The organism is Azohydromonas australica DSM 1124, assembly GCF_000430725.1.
In the GTDB taxonomy this organism is placed as follows: domain Bacteria; phylum Pseudomonadota; class Gammaproteobacteria; order Burkholderiales; family Burkholderiaceae_C; genus Azohydromonas; species Azohydromonas australica.
The window spans coordinates 377,575-391,497 of sequence record NZ_KE387204.1 but is presented as its reverse complement, the minus strand read 5'-3'; the positions used below and the strand labels follow the sequence as shown (position 1 = coordinate 391,497).

13 protein-coding genes are annotated in these 13,923 nt (G+C 74.2%); 3 read left to right on the top strand and 10 right to left on the bottom strand.

Features of this window, described 5'->3' with window-relative positions; genetic code table 11:
• Positions 1 to 10: 10 nt before the first annotated feature.
• Entirely contained in the window at positions 11 to 205 is a 195-nt protein-coding gene (locus tag H537_RS0123655) for a hypothetical protein (RefSeq protein ID WP_028999825.1), read from the bottom strand.
• A 52-nt stretch (positions 206 to 257) separates the two neighbouring features.
• Complete coding sequence (locus H537_RS0123650; RefSeq protein WP_043459696.1) at positions 258 to 953, bottom strand: TorD/DmsD family molecular chaperone; 696 nt, start codon at positions 951 to 953, stop codon at positions 258 to 260.
• Between the two features lie 243 nt (positions 954 to 1,196).
• Between H537_RS0123650 and H537_RS55070 the strand changes: the two genes are divergently transcribed.
• Together H537_RS55070 and H537_RS0123640 are read left to right on the top strand one after the other, a co-directional pair.
• On the top strand, positions 1,197 to 2,330 hold the full coding sequence (locus H537_RS55070; protein ID WP_028999823.1) for a PEP-CTERM sorting domain-containing protein: 1,134 nt from the start codon (positions 1,197 to 1,199) through the stop codon (positions 2,328 to 2,330).
• Positions 2,327 to 3,445 (top strand): PEP-CTERM sorting domain-containing protein, encoded by a 1,119-nt coding sequence (locus H537_RS0123640; RefSeq protein WP_028999822.1) that lies wholly within the window; start codon positions 2,327 to 2,329, stop codon positions 3,443 to 3,445. The genes H537_RS55070 and H537_RS0123640 overlap by 4 nt, the downstream gene beginning before the upstream one ends.
• A 112-nt stretch (positions 3,446 to 3,557) precedes the next feature.
• On the opposite strand, the gene H537_RS0123635 is transcribed toward H537_RS0123640, so the two are convergent.
• The 8 genes from H537_RS0123635 to H537_RS45090 all read right to left on the bottom strand — a co-directional run bounded on the left by H537_RS0123635 (position 3,558) and on the right by H537_RS45090 (position 12,365).
• Positions 3,558 to 4,970 (bottom strand): ATP-binding protein, encoded by a 1,413-nt coding sequence (locus H537_RS0123635; protein WP_238446772.1) that lies wholly within the window; start codon positions 4,968 to 4,970, stop codon positions 3,558 to 3,560.
• Between the two features lie 7 nt (positions 4,971 to 4,977).
• A complete protein-coding gene (locus H537_RS0123630) occupies positions 4,978 to 5,652 on the bottom strand; it encodes a winged helix-turn-helix domain-containing protein (RefSeq protein ID WP_028999820.1) in 675 nt (224 codons plus the stop codon).
• A 65-nt stretch (positions 5,653 to 5,717) separates the two neighbouring features.
• A complete protein-coding gene (locus tag H537_RS0123625) occupies positions 5,718 to 6,263 on the bottom strand; it encodes a cytochrome b/b6 domain-containing protein (RefSeq protein WP_051243157.1) in 546 nt (181 codons plus the stop codon).
• Between the two features lie 34 nt (positions 6,264 to 6,297).
• The gene (locus H537_RS0123620; RefSeq protein WP_051243156.1) at positions 6,298 to 6,567 is read right to left on the bottom strand and encodes a PepSY domain-containing protein; all 270 of its coding nucleotides are present in this window, start codon (positions 6,565 to 6,567) and stop codon (positions 6,298 to 6,300) included.
• A 104-nt stretch (positions 6,568 to 6,671) separates the two neighbouring features.
• A complete protein-coding gene (locus tag H537_RS0123615; protein ID WP_028999817.1) occupies positions 6,672 to 7,901 on the bottom strand; it encodes a TolC family protein in 1,230 nt (409 codons plus the stop codon).
• Positions 7,898 to 8,236 carry a DUF3240 family protein gene (locus tag H537_RS45095; protein WP_043459690.1) on the bottom strand — a complete coding sequence of 113 codons (339 nt, stop codon included), beginning with the start codon at positions 8,234 to 8,236 and terminating at the stop codon, positions 7,898 to 7,900. The genes H537_RS0123615 and H537_RS45095 overlap by 4 nt, the downstream gene beginning before the upstream one ends.
• 1 nt (position 8,237) lies before the next feature.
• The gene (locus H537_RS0123605; RefSeq protein ID WP_028999816.1) at positions 8,238 to 11,321 is read right to left on the bottom strand and encodes an efflux RND transporter permease subunit; all 3,084 of its coding nucleotides are present in this window, start codon (positions 11,319 to 11,321) and stop codon (positions 8,238 to 8,240) included.
• 18 nt (positions 11,322 to 11,339) lie between these two features.
• Positions 11,340 to 12,365 carry an efflux RND transporter periplasmic adaptor subunit gene (locus H537_RS45090; RefSeq protein WP_169517077.1) on the bottom strand — a complete coding sequence of 342 codons (1,026 nt, stop codon included), beginning with the start codon at positions 12,363 to 12,365 and terminating at the stop codon, positions 11,340 to 11,342.
• 268 nt (positions 12,366 to 12,633) lie between these two features.
• Between H537_RS45090 and H537_RS0123595 the strand changes: the two genes are divergently transcribed.
• Positions 12,634 to 13,869 (top strand): PQQ-dependent sugar dehydrogenase, encoded by a 1,236-nt coding sequence (locus H537_RS0123595; RefSeq protein ID WP_028999815.1) that lies wholly within the window; start codon positions 12,634 to 12,636, stop codon positions 13,867 to 13,869.
• Positions 13,870 to 13,923 lie beyond the last annotated feature (54 nt).

Below are 13,923 nucleotides of genomic sequence, written 5' to 3'. Positions count from 1 at the left end.
CTCCCGGGCATCACAGCCGCGCGGCGCTGCGGTAGTAGCGGCGCGTGTGCTCGGTCTCGTGGTAGGTGGCGGGCCGCGGCGGCTGGGGCTCGGCCACGGGGGCGGCCGGGGCCGCGGGTGCGGCGGGCAGGCGCGCGGCGGTGGCCGCCAGCGGCGTGCAGGCCGCGGCAGCCAGCAGGTTGCGGCGGGGCAGGCGCAGGTTCATCGATGGCTCCCAGGCTAGGAATGTTGATGTGTCAACGGCGGTCGGCCGTCCCTCAGGCCGTGGCCGTTTCGGCGGACCGGGCCGTGTCTTCCAGCTCGAAGGCAAGCGTCTCGAGTTCCAGGAAGGCGCGCATGAAGCCCGCCAGCGCGGCGTAGAACCCGCCGGCGTCAGCGGTTTCGATGTCCTCCAGGCAGCGCCCGGCCCAGGAGGCCAGGTGCGTCTCGAAGAACTCCGCCTGCTGCGCCGGCGTGCGCCGCGGCAGCCCCGGCGCACCGGTGATCAGCAGCCGCATCACCTCGCACAGCGCGCCCAGGTGGTCCTCGGGCTCGCCCACGCCGGCGCGCCGGCGCAGGCCCAGCCGCGCCAGCGCCTGGCGCAGCAGCGCCAGCGGCGTGTCCATCAGGAAGCCCGCCAGGTACAGGCTGGCATACGGGTTGAGCAGCGGCTGGCCGGCGCTCACGAACAGCGCGTCGAAGCGCTCGCGGACCGCCTCGCCGTCGCCGCGCGCGGCCGAGCGCAGCGCATCCCAGGCGCGGCCCAGCGGCGTGCCGTCCTCGGCATAAGGATCGGCCTCAACCCCGGCAGCGGCGGCGCCCGTGGCCGCGCCGCCCAGCGGCGGTGCCTGCGCCACGGCCGACAGCAGCGCGTCATCCGGCGGCGCAAGCAGCAGCCGCGCCAGCAGCGCGTACAGGTCCGCGCGCGACTGCTCGTGCGACGGCAAGGGAATTTCCAGCGGGTGCAACGGCATCAAGGCACTCGAATTACTGCAGCGCAGAACAGCAGTCGACGTGCCCAGGGACGCGATCTCAGGGCTTCCTGCGCCCTGCCCTGGCCGAGTCCAAGGCATTTTCCCGGGCCGGTTTACCGGGCGGCGGGCCGCTTACCTGTGAACACGACCCGGCGCCGAAGCCCGGCAGTACCTTGTGCCGCCGCCCTTTGCGGGTCTTCAGCTTCGCAGCGCGCGGCGCCGTCTTCTTGCGAGGAGATCTCCATGAACGCGCTCATTCACGCCTTGGCGGCCCTGGTGGCTGCCGCCGCACCGCCCATGGTCCAGGCCGCGCTGCCGCAATACCGGCTCGACGCCTTCGCCGAGGCGCCCGACGGCTTCTCCTACGGTTCCGGCTCGCTGCAGATGAACAACGCGGGTGTCGTCGCGGGCACGCTGTCGCCGGATGACAGCCGCGGCGAGTACACCTTCATCTACCGCAACGGGCGCTTCGAGCGCCTGGACCGGCTTGGCGGCAAATACAGCAGCCCGGTCGATCTCAACGAGCGCGGCGAAGTCGTGGGCAACGAGACGCGCGACGACGGCTCGCAGTTGCCCTTCATCTACAGCCATGGACGAACGAGGGCGATCCCGCTGCCCGTGGACGCCGGCCCCAACGCCAGGGCGGTGGACATCAACAACCTCGGCCACGTGCTGGGCCTCACCGGCGACGGACGCGCCTTCGTCTATGACGGCAACAGCACGCGCTACCTCGACGCCGGCGGGCTGGCCTTCGGCAAGGGGGCCGCGTTCAACGACAAGGGCGAGGTCTTCAGCAGCTACACCTACACGGACCTCGACCAGGTCAAGTCGCAGCCTTTCCTGTGGCGCGAGGGCCGCGTCACGCTGCTGCCGGAGCTGCACGACGAGGGCCTCGGTCGCTTCGAGACCCTCGTCACCGACGCGACGATCAACAACGCCGGGCAGGTGCTGTTCACCGTCCACGGCAACAACGAGCGCTACGACAACGACACCCACGGCTATTTCTACGGCGACGGCCGCTACACCCGCCTGGGCGCGGACCAGTTCGAGGCTTCGGACCTGAACGAGAAAGGCTGGGCCCTGGGCGTGGAGTTCGAGATCGCCGTCGATCCCACGCCCAACAACCTGCTGCTGTTCCGCGGCGGCGAGATCGCCAACCTGCACGACCTGCTGCCGCCGGGCAGCGTGGGGGATTTCTCCTTGCGCTGGGGCTATGCCATCGACGACCGCGGGCGCGTGCTGTTCAGCGGCGACCGGGGCCTGATGATCGCCACGCCGGTGCCCGAGCCCGGCGCCGCGGCGCTGATGCTGGCCGGGCTGCTGGGCGTGGGCGCCGCCCTGCGCCGACGCGGCCCCCTCACTGGAGAACCCGCATGAAAGCCCTGCTCCACCTCGTGGCTGCCCTGCTGCTGCAAACGCCGGCCCTGTCCATGGCCCAGCCGGTCGTGCCGCGCTACCGCATCGACTTGCTGCCCACGCCACCAGCGGGCTTCAACCTCGCGCCGCACAAGATCAACAACCGGGGCATGGTGGCCGGATCGATCTTCGAGGCCGTCAACGGCTCTCCCGAGGCCTTCGTCTACCGCGCCGGCCGGCTCACGCCGCTGGGTACCCTGGGCGGCCTGGCCAGCGAGGCCACCGACCTCAACGAGCGCGGCGACGTCGTCGGCAACCTGACGCACCTGGACGGCGTGGTGCGCCCCTTCCTCTACCGCCGCGGCCGCATGGCCGAGATCCCGCTGCCCGACGGTGCGCGGGGCGATGCCGAAGCGCTGGACATCAACAACACCGGCCACGTGCTGGGGCGCGTCTACCTGGAAACTGGCGGGGTGCGCGCCTTCTTCTACGACGGCCGCCGCAGTGCGTTCCTGGACGACGCGGGGCTGAGCTCCCCGAGCTTCGCGGCCCTCAACGACCGCGACGAGATCGCCGGCGACGCCATGGCAGCCGACAACAACGACCGCGACGCCCTCATCTACCACCAGGGCATGGTCACGCGGTTGCCGCCGCCGCCCGATGCCGATCCGCTGCGCGACATCACCCGCTCCTTCGTGGTCGGCTTCAACAACGCCGGCCAGGTGCTGCTCAACAACCACGGCACCATTGACGGCCATGCCGAGGACGAGGACTACGCCTTCGTCTACCAGGACGGGCGCTACACGCAGTTCGGGCCCAACTTCTTCCAAGCCAACTCGATGAACGAGCGCGGCTGGGCGCTGGGCGTCTCCTATGACGGCTTCGACGAAGTCGTCGTGACCCCCGGGCTGTACCGCGATGGGAGCTTCCACACCCTCGACGAGCTGGTGCGCCCCGCCGACGCCGGCCGCTGGACCTGGACCTACGTCCGCGGCATCAATGACTTCGGCGCCTTCGTCGGCCGGGCGAGCGGGAGCGCCTTCATCGCCCGACCCGTGCCCGAGCCGGCCGCCGCCGTGATGATGCTGGTGGGGCTGTACGCCATCGGCATGGCTCGGCGCCGGCGAGGGCGTTGAGGCCAGGGCACCGCCCTGGGCAGGTCGCTGCTGCAGCGAAACATCGTCATCCCGCGAAAGTCGGCAAGGCGGTCCGGTTTTCGACTTCCCCGGACATCCCCAAGATCGCGCCTCACCCCGGCCAATCCACCCGCACCGCCAGCCCGCCCAGCTCCCGCGAGCGCTCCACCTCCACCTGCGCCCCGTGCGCCGCCGCGATGCGGCGCACGATGGACCAGCCCAGGCCACTGCCGCTGGCGCCGCTGCCCAGCACGCGGAAGAAGCGCTCGCCCAGCCGGGCGCGCTGCGCCTCGTCCAGGCCCGGGCCGCTGTCCTCCACCCACAGCCGCACGCCCGCCGCGGGCGCGTCCACGGGGCCGGGCGACGGCGTGCCCGCTTCCGGGCCCGCATGCGCCAGCCTTACCTGCACCCGCGCGCCGGGCGGGCTGTAGCGGATGGCGTTGTCCACCAGGTTGCGCAGCAGCACCGCAGCCAGCGTCGGCTCGGCGCGCACGCGGCAGCCGGGCTGCGCCTCCAGCCACAGCTCCTGCCCGCGGTCCAGCGCCGCGGGGGCTGCGTCGGCCAGCACCTGGCGCGCCATTTCGTCCAGCGCCAGCGGCTGCAGCGCCGGCGCGGCGGAGGCCTCCAGGCGCGAGAGCGTGAGCAGCTGCTCCACCAGCCGCGTGGCGCGCTCGCAGCCCAGCAGCACCGACTCCAGCGCATGGCGGCGCGGCGCCTCCTCGCTGGCCGCCAGCGCCACCTGGGCCTGCGCGCGGATCGCGGCGATGGGCGTGCGCAGCTCGTGCGCGGCATCGGCCGTGAAGCGCCGCTCGGCGTCCATGAGCTGCGTGATCCGCGCGAACAGCCGGTTCAGCGCGTCCAGCATGGGCACCATCTCGCTGGGCGGCGCCGAGCCCGGCAGCTGCAGCGGCTGCAGCGCGCGCGGGTCGCGCGCAGCGATGGCCGCGCCCATGTCGCGCAGCGGCAGCAGGCCCCGGCGCACGGCCCACCAGGTGCCGCCCACCAGCAGCGGCAGGGCCAGCACCACCGGCCACAGCATGCTGCGCAGCAGCGCCCACAGGATCTGGTGGCGCGTCCCCTCCTGCTCGGCGACGTGGATGCGCACCCCCTGCACCGCGCCCGGCGTGGTGAACACGCGCCAGCGCTGGCCGTCGAACTCGCGGTGGCTGAATCCCGGCGCCAGGCCGGGCTCGCCCATGGGCTCCCGCGGCGCCTGCGCCGATCGCACCCACAGCTCGTCGCCGTACCAGACCTGGAAAGCCACGCGCGGCGCATAGCGGTGCAGCGTGGGGACGTTCACCACGTCGTCCTCGTCGGCGTCGTGCACCTGCGCCACGAGCATGCCCGCCGCCTGCGCCAAGTGGGCGTCCAGCAGCTCGTCGAGCGCGTCGTGCACGTCGCCCCAGGTCAGCGCCGCGGTCACCAGCCAGACCGCGCCCACCAGGCCCAGCAGCAGCGCCAGCAGCCGGGCCTGCAGCGAGCGCAGCGGCCCCCGTCCGGCCGCCGCGTGCGGGGGCGCCTCCACCGCCATCTCAGGAGGCCGCCGCCGGCTGCAGCGCGAGACGGTAGCCCACGCCGCGCACGGTCTGGATCAGGCCCGCGCCCAGCTTGCGGCGCAGGTGGTGCACGTGCACCTCCACCGCGTTGCTCTCCACCTCCTGGCCCCAGCGGTAGAGCTGCTGCTCCAGCTGGTCGCGCGACAGCACCCGCCCGGCGCCGAGCATGAGCGCGTGCAGCAGGTCGAACTCGCGCGTGGAGAGCTGCACCGGCGCGCCATCGAGCGTGACGCTGCGCGTGGCGGCATCCAGCTCCACGCCCTGCGCGCGCAGCCGCTCCTGCGGCTGGCCGTGCGCGCGGCGCACCAGTGCGCGCAGACGCGCCGCGAGCTCGTGCAGGTCCACCGGCTTGACCACGTAGTCGTCGGCGCCGATGTCCAGCCCGCGCACGCGCTCGGGCACGCCGTCGCGCGCCGTGAGCACCAGCACCGGCACGCGGATGCCGGCCTGGCGCACGGCGGACAGCACGTCCATCCCGTCGCGGCGCGGCAGGCCCAGGTCCAGCACCGCCGCGGCATGCGCCTCGGCCAGCAGCTCGTGCTGCGCGGCCACGCCGTCGCGGACCCAGTCCACCTGGAAACCCAGCTGCGTCAGTCCCGCCTGCAGCCCGTCGCCCAGCAGCGGGTCGTCTTCAGCCAACAGGATGCGCATGGCACTTCTCCCTCATCTGCGTCTTCATGGTGCGCGCCACCGGGTGCGCGCGCATTGATCTGCGATCACCCGCGCCGCTTGACACCGGTGAACATGGCGCGCACGAGCGGCACGCGCTCCAGGCGGCCGAGCACGATGGCCGCCAGCGCGTGCAGCCCGGCCAGCCCCATCAGCAAGGCGGCCAGCCCCTCGTGCAGCTCCTCCAGCCACTCCTCGCCCCAGAAGGCGTCCGTGCCCTGCAGCCAGCCCGTGAGGCCCAGCGCCAGCACCAGCGCCATGAGCGCCAGCATCATCAGCGCGCCCAGCGGGCTGTGCCCTTCGTAGGCCACGGGCCGGCCCGCCCGCAGCGCCATCAGGTGCGCGCGCAGCCGCGCCGGGGTGGGGAAGAAATCCGCGAAGCGCGCATGGCGGCTGCCGACGAAACCCCACACCAGCCGCGCCAGCACCAGCGCCACGGCGGCATAGCCGGCCCAGCGGTGCGGCGCCTCGCCCTCTTCCAGCACGAACTGGTTGAGCAGCACACAGGCCACCAGGCTCCAGTGAAAGAAACGCACGAAGCGGTCCCAGACCGCCACCGGGGCGCTCCCCGGCTCCAGCGTGGCAATGCTCATGGTCGCTCTCCCGTGGACAGCAAGCGCTCCGCACCTACTTGCGCTCCAGCACCGCCGCGGTGGCGGGATCGAAGTAGATCTCGACCTTCTTGCCGTCCTTGTCGTGGCCGTAGATCTCGTAGCACTGTCCGGAGGTGACCTTGAAGGTCTTGATGCGGTAGCCCTGCCGCTCCAGCTGCGCCTTGAAATCGGATTCCTTCATCCACTTGTCCTTGGGCGCCTGGCAGGTCGGGCCGGCGCTGGCGGTGCCGGCGGCCAGGACCAGGGCCAGGGCGGCTGCGAGGGTGACGAGGTCAGGCTTCATGGTGCGTTGCTCCCGTGGCATGGACCGGCGACATGCCCGTCCCATGCAAGCCATTGAAGCCGGGGGCGATTAACGCTGTCTGAACGCCCCGGGGCGACACGGGCTCACGGCCCTTCCGCCTCCCACAGCTGCCCCGCTTCCAGCTCCACCCGCCACGCCGCGGCCCAGGCCTCGACCGCGGCCAGCGCGGCGGCCAGGCGCTGCTCGTTGGCCACGCGCCGCGCGGCCAGCACCTCCGCCAGCGAGCCCTCGCCCAGCTCGTAGCCGCGGGCGGAGCCCTGGGCGCTGCGCTCCAGCTGGCGCGCCGCCTCCTCCTGGCGCTGCCAGCCGGCGTAGGCCAGCTCGCGCTCGCGCAGCCTGAGCCCGGCCTCCGCCTCCAGGCGGCGCTGCAGATCGTCCTGCCGCGCCTCGGCCGCCAGCGCCCGCGCGGCAGCCGCCTGGGCGCCCGCGTCGCGGTACGCGCCGCCCAGCGGCAGGCTCAGCGACACGCCCACGATGCGCTCGCCCGCCGCCGGCCCCGCGCCCACGCGCGCGCCCAGCACCGGATCGGCGCGGCGCTCGGCCGACTCCAGCTTCGCCAACGCCCGCGCCACCTGCGCCTCCTGGCGCGCGGCCTCCAGCTCGGGACTGGCCTGCAGCAGCGCCGACACGTCCAGGCCGCGCGGCGCTTCGGGCGGCGGCAGCGGCAGCTCCACCGGCTCCAGCCCTCGGAACTGCTGCGCCAGCGCCAGGCGCAGCGCCTCGGCACGGCCCTGGGCCTGCAGCCACTGCGCCTGGGCCTGCGCCAGGGCGGCATCGGCCTGCAGCTGCTCCAGCGGCGCCGCGTCGCCCAGCCGGCGCCGGCGCTGCACCGCCTCGGCCTGGCGCTGCAGCAGCGCCACCTGCGACTGCCACACGGCGGCGGACTCGCGTGCCTGCAGCCAAGCCACGTGGCGCTCCAGCAGCGTGCGCGACAGCTCGCGCCACGCCTGGCGCCAGCCCACCTGCGCCGCCGCCAGCCGCGCCGCGCCCAGGCCCTCGGCGGCCTGCGCCTTGGCCGGGCTGCGCCAGCCCCGCGACAGCCCGATGTCCCACTCGCGCTGCGGCCGCTCCGCGCCGTAGCGGTGACGCGCCAGGCTGCTCTCCAGCACCCACTCGTTGGGACCGGCCTGGAGCTGTCGCCGGCCGGCGCGCCCGGCCTCCAGCTCCTGCGCCGCGGCGGCCAGCGCGGGCGAGGCCGCCAGCACCTGCCGCACCTGGGCCTGCGGCGGCAGCGGCCCCGGCGCGGCGACGGCGGCCCGCCAGGCCAGTGCCGCGGCCAGCAGCACCGGCACGGCCCCGCGGCGCGCGCTCATGCCGCGCCCGCCGCCGCGGCGGCGGTGGCGTCGAAAGCCTCGAAGCGCTGTACCGGCGTGATCCAGAAGCCGCCGTCGCAGCCGGCCAGCAGCGCGCGCAGCGGCGGCAGCAGCGCCTCGCACACGGGCTGCGGCAGCAGCAGCTTCACCTCCGTGCGCGCGGCGAAGCCCAGCACCCGCTCTTCGTCGAGCTGCATGCGCACCAGCGGCCCGCGCGCGGCCACCGCGTGCATGCTGAACTCCACCTGCGCCGCGTCCTGCGCGAGCAGGAAATCGATCACCCGCTGCTGCACCGGCGTGGGCACGAGCAGCGTCAGGCACACCGTGGTTGCCATCTCATCCTTCCTTTCGTGGCGTTTCGGCCGCCACCCCGAAGCGCCGGAACAGCAGCGGCAGCAGCAGCAGCGTCAGCGCCGTGGAGCTCAGCAGCCCGCCGGTGACCACGATCGCCAGCGGGCGCTGGATCTCCGAGCCCGGCCCGCTGGCGAACAGCAGCGGCACCAGCCCCGCGCCGGTGATGGCCGCCGTCATCAGCACCGGGCGCAGACGGCGCCGCGCGCCCTCCACCACCACCCGCGCCAGCGGCAGCCCGCGGCCCAGCAGCTCGTTGAAGTGGCTCACCATCACCACGCCGTTGAGCACCGCGATGCCCAGCAGCGCGATGAAGCCCACCGAGGCCGGCACCGACAGGTACTCGCCCGTGAGCGCCAGCGCGCCCACGCCGCCGATGAGCGCCAGCGGCACGTTGGCCAGCACCAGCAGCGCCTGGCGCACCGTGCCGAAGGTGGAGAACAGCAGGAAGAACACCAGCGCCAGCGCCACCGGCACGACCAGCGCCAGCCGCGCCGCGGCGCGCTGCTGGTTCTCGAACTGCCCGCCCCACTCGATGGCGTAGCCCGCGGGCAGCGGCACCTGCGCCGCCACGGCCTTGCGCGCCTCCTCCACGAAGCCCACCAGGTCGCGCCCGCGCACGTTGGCCTGCACCACCGCGTAGCGCTGCGCGCGCTCGCGGTCGATCTTCACCGGCCCTTCCACCCGCTGCAGCCGCGCCACGCTGGCCAGCGGCACGGCGTCGCCGCCAGGCGTGCCCAGCCGCAGCGCCTCGAAGTCCGAGGGCGACGCGCGCAGCGCCTCGCTGCCGCGCAGCACCAGCGGCACGCGCCGGCCCTCGCGGTGCACCACGCCCACCACCTGGCCTTCCACCCAGCGCCGCAGCTCGGCCTGCACCTGCTCCGCGTCCAGCCCGAAGCGCCCGGCGCCCAGCCGGTCGATGCGCACCTGCAGGTACTGCACGCCGTCGTTGCGCAGCGTCAGCGTGTCGGTGGCGCCGTCCAGGCGGCTTACCACCGCCTCGATGCGCGCGGCCAGCGCGCCCAGCTGCGCCAGCTCGGGGCCGCGGATCTTGATCGCCACGTCCCCGCGCACGCCGGTGAGCATCTCCGAGACGCGCATGTCGATGGGCTGCGTGAAGGCCACGTCCACGCCGGGAAAGTCCTCCGTCACCTCGCGCAGCCGCGCCGTCAGCCACTCGGGGTCGGGCACGCGCCACGACTCGCGCGGCCTGAGCACCAGGAAGGAGTCGGTCTGGTTCAGCCCCATCGGGTCCAGCCCCAGCTCGTCGGCGCCGCTGCGCGCCACCACCGAGCGCACCTCCGGCACGCGCCGGAGCACCGCCTGCTGCACGCGCAGGTCCAGCGCCACGGTCTGGTCCAGCCCGATCGAGGGTAGCTTTTCGAGCTGCATGATCAGGTCGCCCTCGTCGAGGGTGGGCAAGAAAGTCTTGCCCACCAGCGCGAACAGGCCCAGCGCGATGGCCAGCGCGGCGGTGGCGCCCGCCACCATCAGCCGCTCGTGGCCCAGCGCCCAGGCCAGCACGCGGTCGTAGCGCGCATGCAGCCAACGCACGAGCCAGGTCTCGTGCGCCGGCCCGGGCTTGAGCAGCCACGAGGCCAGCACCGGCACCACCGTGAGCGACAGCAGCAGCGACACCGCCAGCGCGAACACGATGGTCAGCGCCACCGGCGCGAAGAGCTTTCCTTCCAGCCCCTGCAGGCTCAGCAGCGGCAGGAACACGATGATGATGACGACGATGCCCGAGACCACGGGCGCGGCCGTCTCCGCCGCGGCCTGGTAAACCAGGTGCAGCAGCGGCAGCCGCCGCGCGCGCTCGCCCTGCGACAGCGCGGTCTCCACGTTCTCCACCACCACCACCGCGCCGTCCACGAGCATGCCGATGGCGATGGCCAGGCCGCCCAGGCTCATCAGGTTGGCCGAGAGCCCGGACCAGCGCATGAGCACGAAGGTGCCCAGCGCCGACAGCGGCAGCATCAGCGCCACTACCAGCGCCGCGCGCAGGTTGCCCAGGAAGGCCATCAGCAGCACCAGCACCAGCGCCACGGCCTCCAGCAGCGAGCGGCCCACGGTGCCCACGGCGCGCTCGATCAGGCTGGAGCGGTCGTAGAAGGGCTGCACGCTCATGCCCGGCGGCAGCGCGGGTGCCAGCTCCTGCAGCCGCTGCTTGACGCCGGCCACGACCTCGCGTGCGTTGGCGCCGCGCAGGCCCAGCACCAGGCCCTGCACCGCCTCGCCCGTGCCGTCGCGCGTGACGGCGCCGTAGCGCGTGAGCTCGCCCGCGCGCACCTGCGCCAGCTCGCCCACGCGCACCACGGCGCCGCCGGCGGCGCGCACCACGGTCTGGCGCACGTCGTCCAGGGTCTGGATCGCCCCTTCGGCGCGCACGATCAGCGCCTGCTCGCCGTCGGCCAGGCGCCCGGCGCCGTCGTTGCGGTTGCCCGCGGCCAGCGCCCGCTCCAGCTGCGCCAGCGTCAGACCGCGCGCCAGCAGCGCGGTGGGATCGGGCACGACCTCGAAGGTCTCGACCCGGCCGCCCAGGCTGTTGAGGTCGGCCACGCCGGGCAGCGTGCGCAGCGCCGGGCGGATCACCCAGTCCAGCACGCGGCGCTTCTCGGCCAGCGGTTGCGGGCCCTCCAGCGTGAACATGAACATCTCGCCCAGCGGCGTGGTGATGGGCGCCAGCCCGCCGTCCACGCCCGGCGGCAGGCTCTTGAGCACGCCCGCCAGCCGCTCGCTGACCTGCTGGCGCGCCCAGTACAGGTCCGTGCCGTCCTCGAAGTCGAGCGTGACGTCGGCCAGCGCGTACTTGGAGGTGGAGCGCAGCATCTTCTGGTGCGGAATGCCCAGCAGCTCCTGCTCGATGGGCACGGTGATGCGCGACTCCACCTCCTCCGGCGTCATGCCCGGCGCCTTGAGGATCAGCTTGACCTGGGGCGTGGAGACGTCGGGGAATGCGTCGATGGGCAGTCCCTGCCAGGCGAAGGTGCCGGCCACGGCCAGCAGCGCCACCAGGATCAGCACCAGCAGCCGCTGGCGCAGGGCGAAGGCGATGAGGGCGGAGAGCATGGCGGCCCCGGCTGCGGCTCAGGGGCGCGCGAGCGCCAGCAGCGCCGCCGTGCCCTGCACCACCACCACGGCGCCCGGCGCCAGCCCGCTGACCACGCTGCGCCCGCCGGCGCCGGAGAGCTGCTTCACCGGCACCAGCGCATAGCGCCCGGCGCCGCGCTGCACGAACACCGCGACGCCGTCGCCCTGGCGCACCAGCGCGGCCGAGGGCACCTGCAGCGCCGCGGAGGGCGCGTCGGCGGCGCCGCGGGCCAGCGCCGCTTCCACCACCTCGCCCGGGCGCAGCCGCGCGCCGGCGGCCAGCTCCGCGCGCACCTGCACGGACTGCGTGGCCGGGTCCGCCGCCGCGCCCACGCGCAGCACGCGGCCGGTGGCCTCGCGGCCGGCCACGTGCAGCGTGTCGCCGGGGCGCACCGTGTCGGCCAGCGCCGCGGGCACCTGCACTTCCAGCCACAGCGGCGAGAGCTGCGCCACGCGCAGCAGCGCCGCCGCGGCCTCCACGCGCTGGCCCACGCTCACCTGGACCTCCAGCACCGTGCCGGCAATGGGGCTGCGCAGCGCCACTTCGCCGTCACCGGCGCCGGCCAAGCGCAGCGCCTGGCGCCGCTCCTGGGCCTGGGCCAGCGCCTGGCGGTGCGCGGCGCGGCTGGCTTCCAGCCGCGCGTCGGCGATCAGCCCCTCAGCGTGCAGCGCCTCGTCGCGCCGCAGCGCGAGCCGGCTCAGCTCCTCCTGGCTACCGGCCTGCAGCGCTTCGCGCTGCAGCGCCTGCGCCTCGGCACTGCGCAAGCGGCCCAGCACCTGCCCGGCGCGCACGCTGTCGCCCGCGGCCACCGACAGCGCCTCCACCAGCGCCGCCAGCGGCGCGGCCACCACGCGCTGCTGCGCCGGCGGCACCACCACGCGCGCCGGAAACGTCGCCAGCGGCACGCTCGCGCCGGCCTCGGCCAGCTGGGTGCCGATGCCCAGCGCCTGCACCTGCGCCGGCTGCAGCTCGATCAGGCCCGGCTCGGCCGCCCGGGCCACGGCGCAGGCCAGGACCGCCATGAGCAGCGGCAAGCAGCGGCGGAACGGGTGTCTCGTCATCGGTGGCCAAGGGTTACTCCGGATGAACGGAGGTTAGCCACGCAGGCTGAACGGTCTCTTAACGGCGCTGGCATCGCCAAGCCGCTGCCCCATGACAGGCCGGACCCCGCGCAGTTCCCGGGTCGCCGACCCGGGAGCGTCCCGGGCGGCGGTGCCGTCGCGGGGGAATGGGGGTTGCCATCCCGCAGCGGCGCCGCGCCGGGCGGCGGATCACTGCGAGGAGATGAACATGGCTTCCCTGTCCCTGGTTTCGTGGCCCCTGGCGGCCCTGGCGGCCGCGTGCGCGCTGCCCGCGCTGGCGCAGCAGCCGCTGGAGCGCGGCAGCGCCACGGTGCATCGGCTCTCACCGGCGCAAGGCGAGTTCTCGGCCGCCATCGTCAACCGGCTGTCGGTACCGGCGGGCTTCCGCGTCAACCTCTTCGCCTCCGGGCTGGGGCAGCCGCGCATGATGGAAGTCGGCCCCGACGGCACGGTGTACGTCACGCGGCGCAACCGCGGCGACGTGCTGGCGCTGCGCGACAACGACGGCGACGGCCGCGCCGACGAGCGCCGCACCTTCGCCTCGGGGCTGGACGAGGTCAACGGCATCGCGCTGCAGGACGGGCAGCTGCTGCTGGCGGGCTCCACCACCGTCTGGCGCACGCCGCTGGGCGGCTCGGCCGCGCCGCGGGTGCTCATCGAGGGCCTGCCCGATGCCGGCCAGCACGCCAACCGCATGGTGCGCGTGGCGCCCGACGGCACGCTGGTGGTGTCGGTGGGCAGCAGCTGCAACAACTGCGCCGAGGGCAACCAGGTCGAGCGCGCCACGCTCATCCGCTACACGGCGGAAGGCCAGCGCATCGAGGTCATCGCCAAGGGGCTGCGCAACACCATCGGCTACGACTGGCATCCGCGCACGGGCGTGCTGTGGGGCATGGACCACGGCAGCGACTTCCGCGGCGACCGCACGCCGCCCGAGGAGCTCAACCGCATCACGGCCGGCAAGCACTACGGCTGGCCGATCTGCTGGGGCGACCGGCAGGTGGACCCGCTGGCCGAGGCCCGCCCGGCCGACATCGCGCTGCGCCCGGGCGACCCGACGCCCTCGGGCGCGCCCAAGCTGACGCGGGAGGAGTTCTGCTCCCGCACCGAGCCGCCGGTGCTGACGCTGGCGGCGCACTCCGCGCCGCTGGCCATGCGCTTCTACACGGCCGCGCAGTTCCCGGCCGAGATGCGCAACGACGCCTTCGTCGCGCTGCGCGGCTCGTGGAACCGCAGCGATCCCGTGGGCTACAAGGTGGTGCGGCTGCGCTTCGGCCCGGGCGGGCAGCCGCAGGGCTTCGAGGACTTCCTCACCGGCTTCCTCAACGCCGAGGGCACTGTGCAGTGGGGCCGCCCGGTGGGCATCGCCTGGCTGCCCGACGGCTCGATGCTGGTGTCCGACGACAGCAACGGCGCCATCTACCGGGTGCGCTACGGCGGCTGAGCCTGGGCCACCGCCCTGGGTGCGCGGCTTGCCCCGCCTGGGCCCCGCACCGCA

Excerpts from the sequence above, each read along its gene's own strand:
- H537_RS0123615 (WP_028999817.1), bottom strand. The coding sequence starts at position 7,901 with ATGAGCGCGCGCCGCGGGGCCGTGCCGGTGCTGCTGGCCGCGGCACTG.
- H537_RS0123640 (WP_028999822.1), top strand. The coding sequence starts at position 2,327 with ATGAAAGCCCTGCTCCACCTCGTGGCTGCCCTGCTGCTGCAAACGCCG.
- H537_RS0123605 (WP_028999816.1), bottom strand. The coding sequence starts at position 11,321 with ATGCTCTCCGCCCTCATCGCCTTCGCCCTGCGCCAGCGGCTGCTGGTG.
- H537_RS55070 (WP_028999823.1), top strand. The coding sequence starts at position 1,197 with ATGAACGCGCTCATTCACGCCTTGGCGGCCCTGGTGGCTGCCGCCGCA.
- H537_RS0123595 (WP_028999815.1), top strand. The coding sequence starts at position 12,634 with ATGGCTTCCCTGTCCCTGGTTTCGTGGCCCCTGGCGGCCCTGGCGGCC.
- H537_RS45090 (WP_169517077.1), bottom strand. The coding sequence starts at position 12,365 with ATGGCGGTCCTGGCCTGCGCCGTGGCCCGGGCGGCCGAGCCGGGCCTG.
- H537_RS45095 (WP_043459690.1), bottom strand. The coding sequence starts at position 8,236 with ATGGCAACCACGGTGTGCCTGACGCTGCTCGTGCCCACGCCGGTGCAG.
- H537_RS0123655 (WP_028999825.1), bottom strand. The coding sequence starts at position 205 with ATGAACCTGCGCCTGCCCCGCCGCAACCTGCTGGCTGCCGCGGCCTGC.
- H537_RS0123630 (WP_028999820.1), bottom strand. The coding sequence starts at position 5,652 with ATGCGCATCCTGTTGGCTGAAGACGACCCGCTGCTGGGCGACGGGCTG.
- H537_RS0123625 (WP_051243157.1), bottom strand. The coding sequence starts at position 6,263 with ATGAGCATTGCCACGCTGGAGCCGGGGAGCGCCCCGGTGGCGGTCTGG.
- H537_RS0123620 (WP_051243156.1), bottom strand. The coding sequence starts at position 6,567 with ATGAAGCCTGACCTCGTCACCCTCGCAGCCGCCCTGGCCCTGGTCCTG.
- H537_RS0123650 (WP_043459696.1), bottom strand. The coding sequence starts at position 953 with ATGCCGTTGCACCCGCTGGAAATTCCCTTGCCGTCGCACGAGCAGTCG.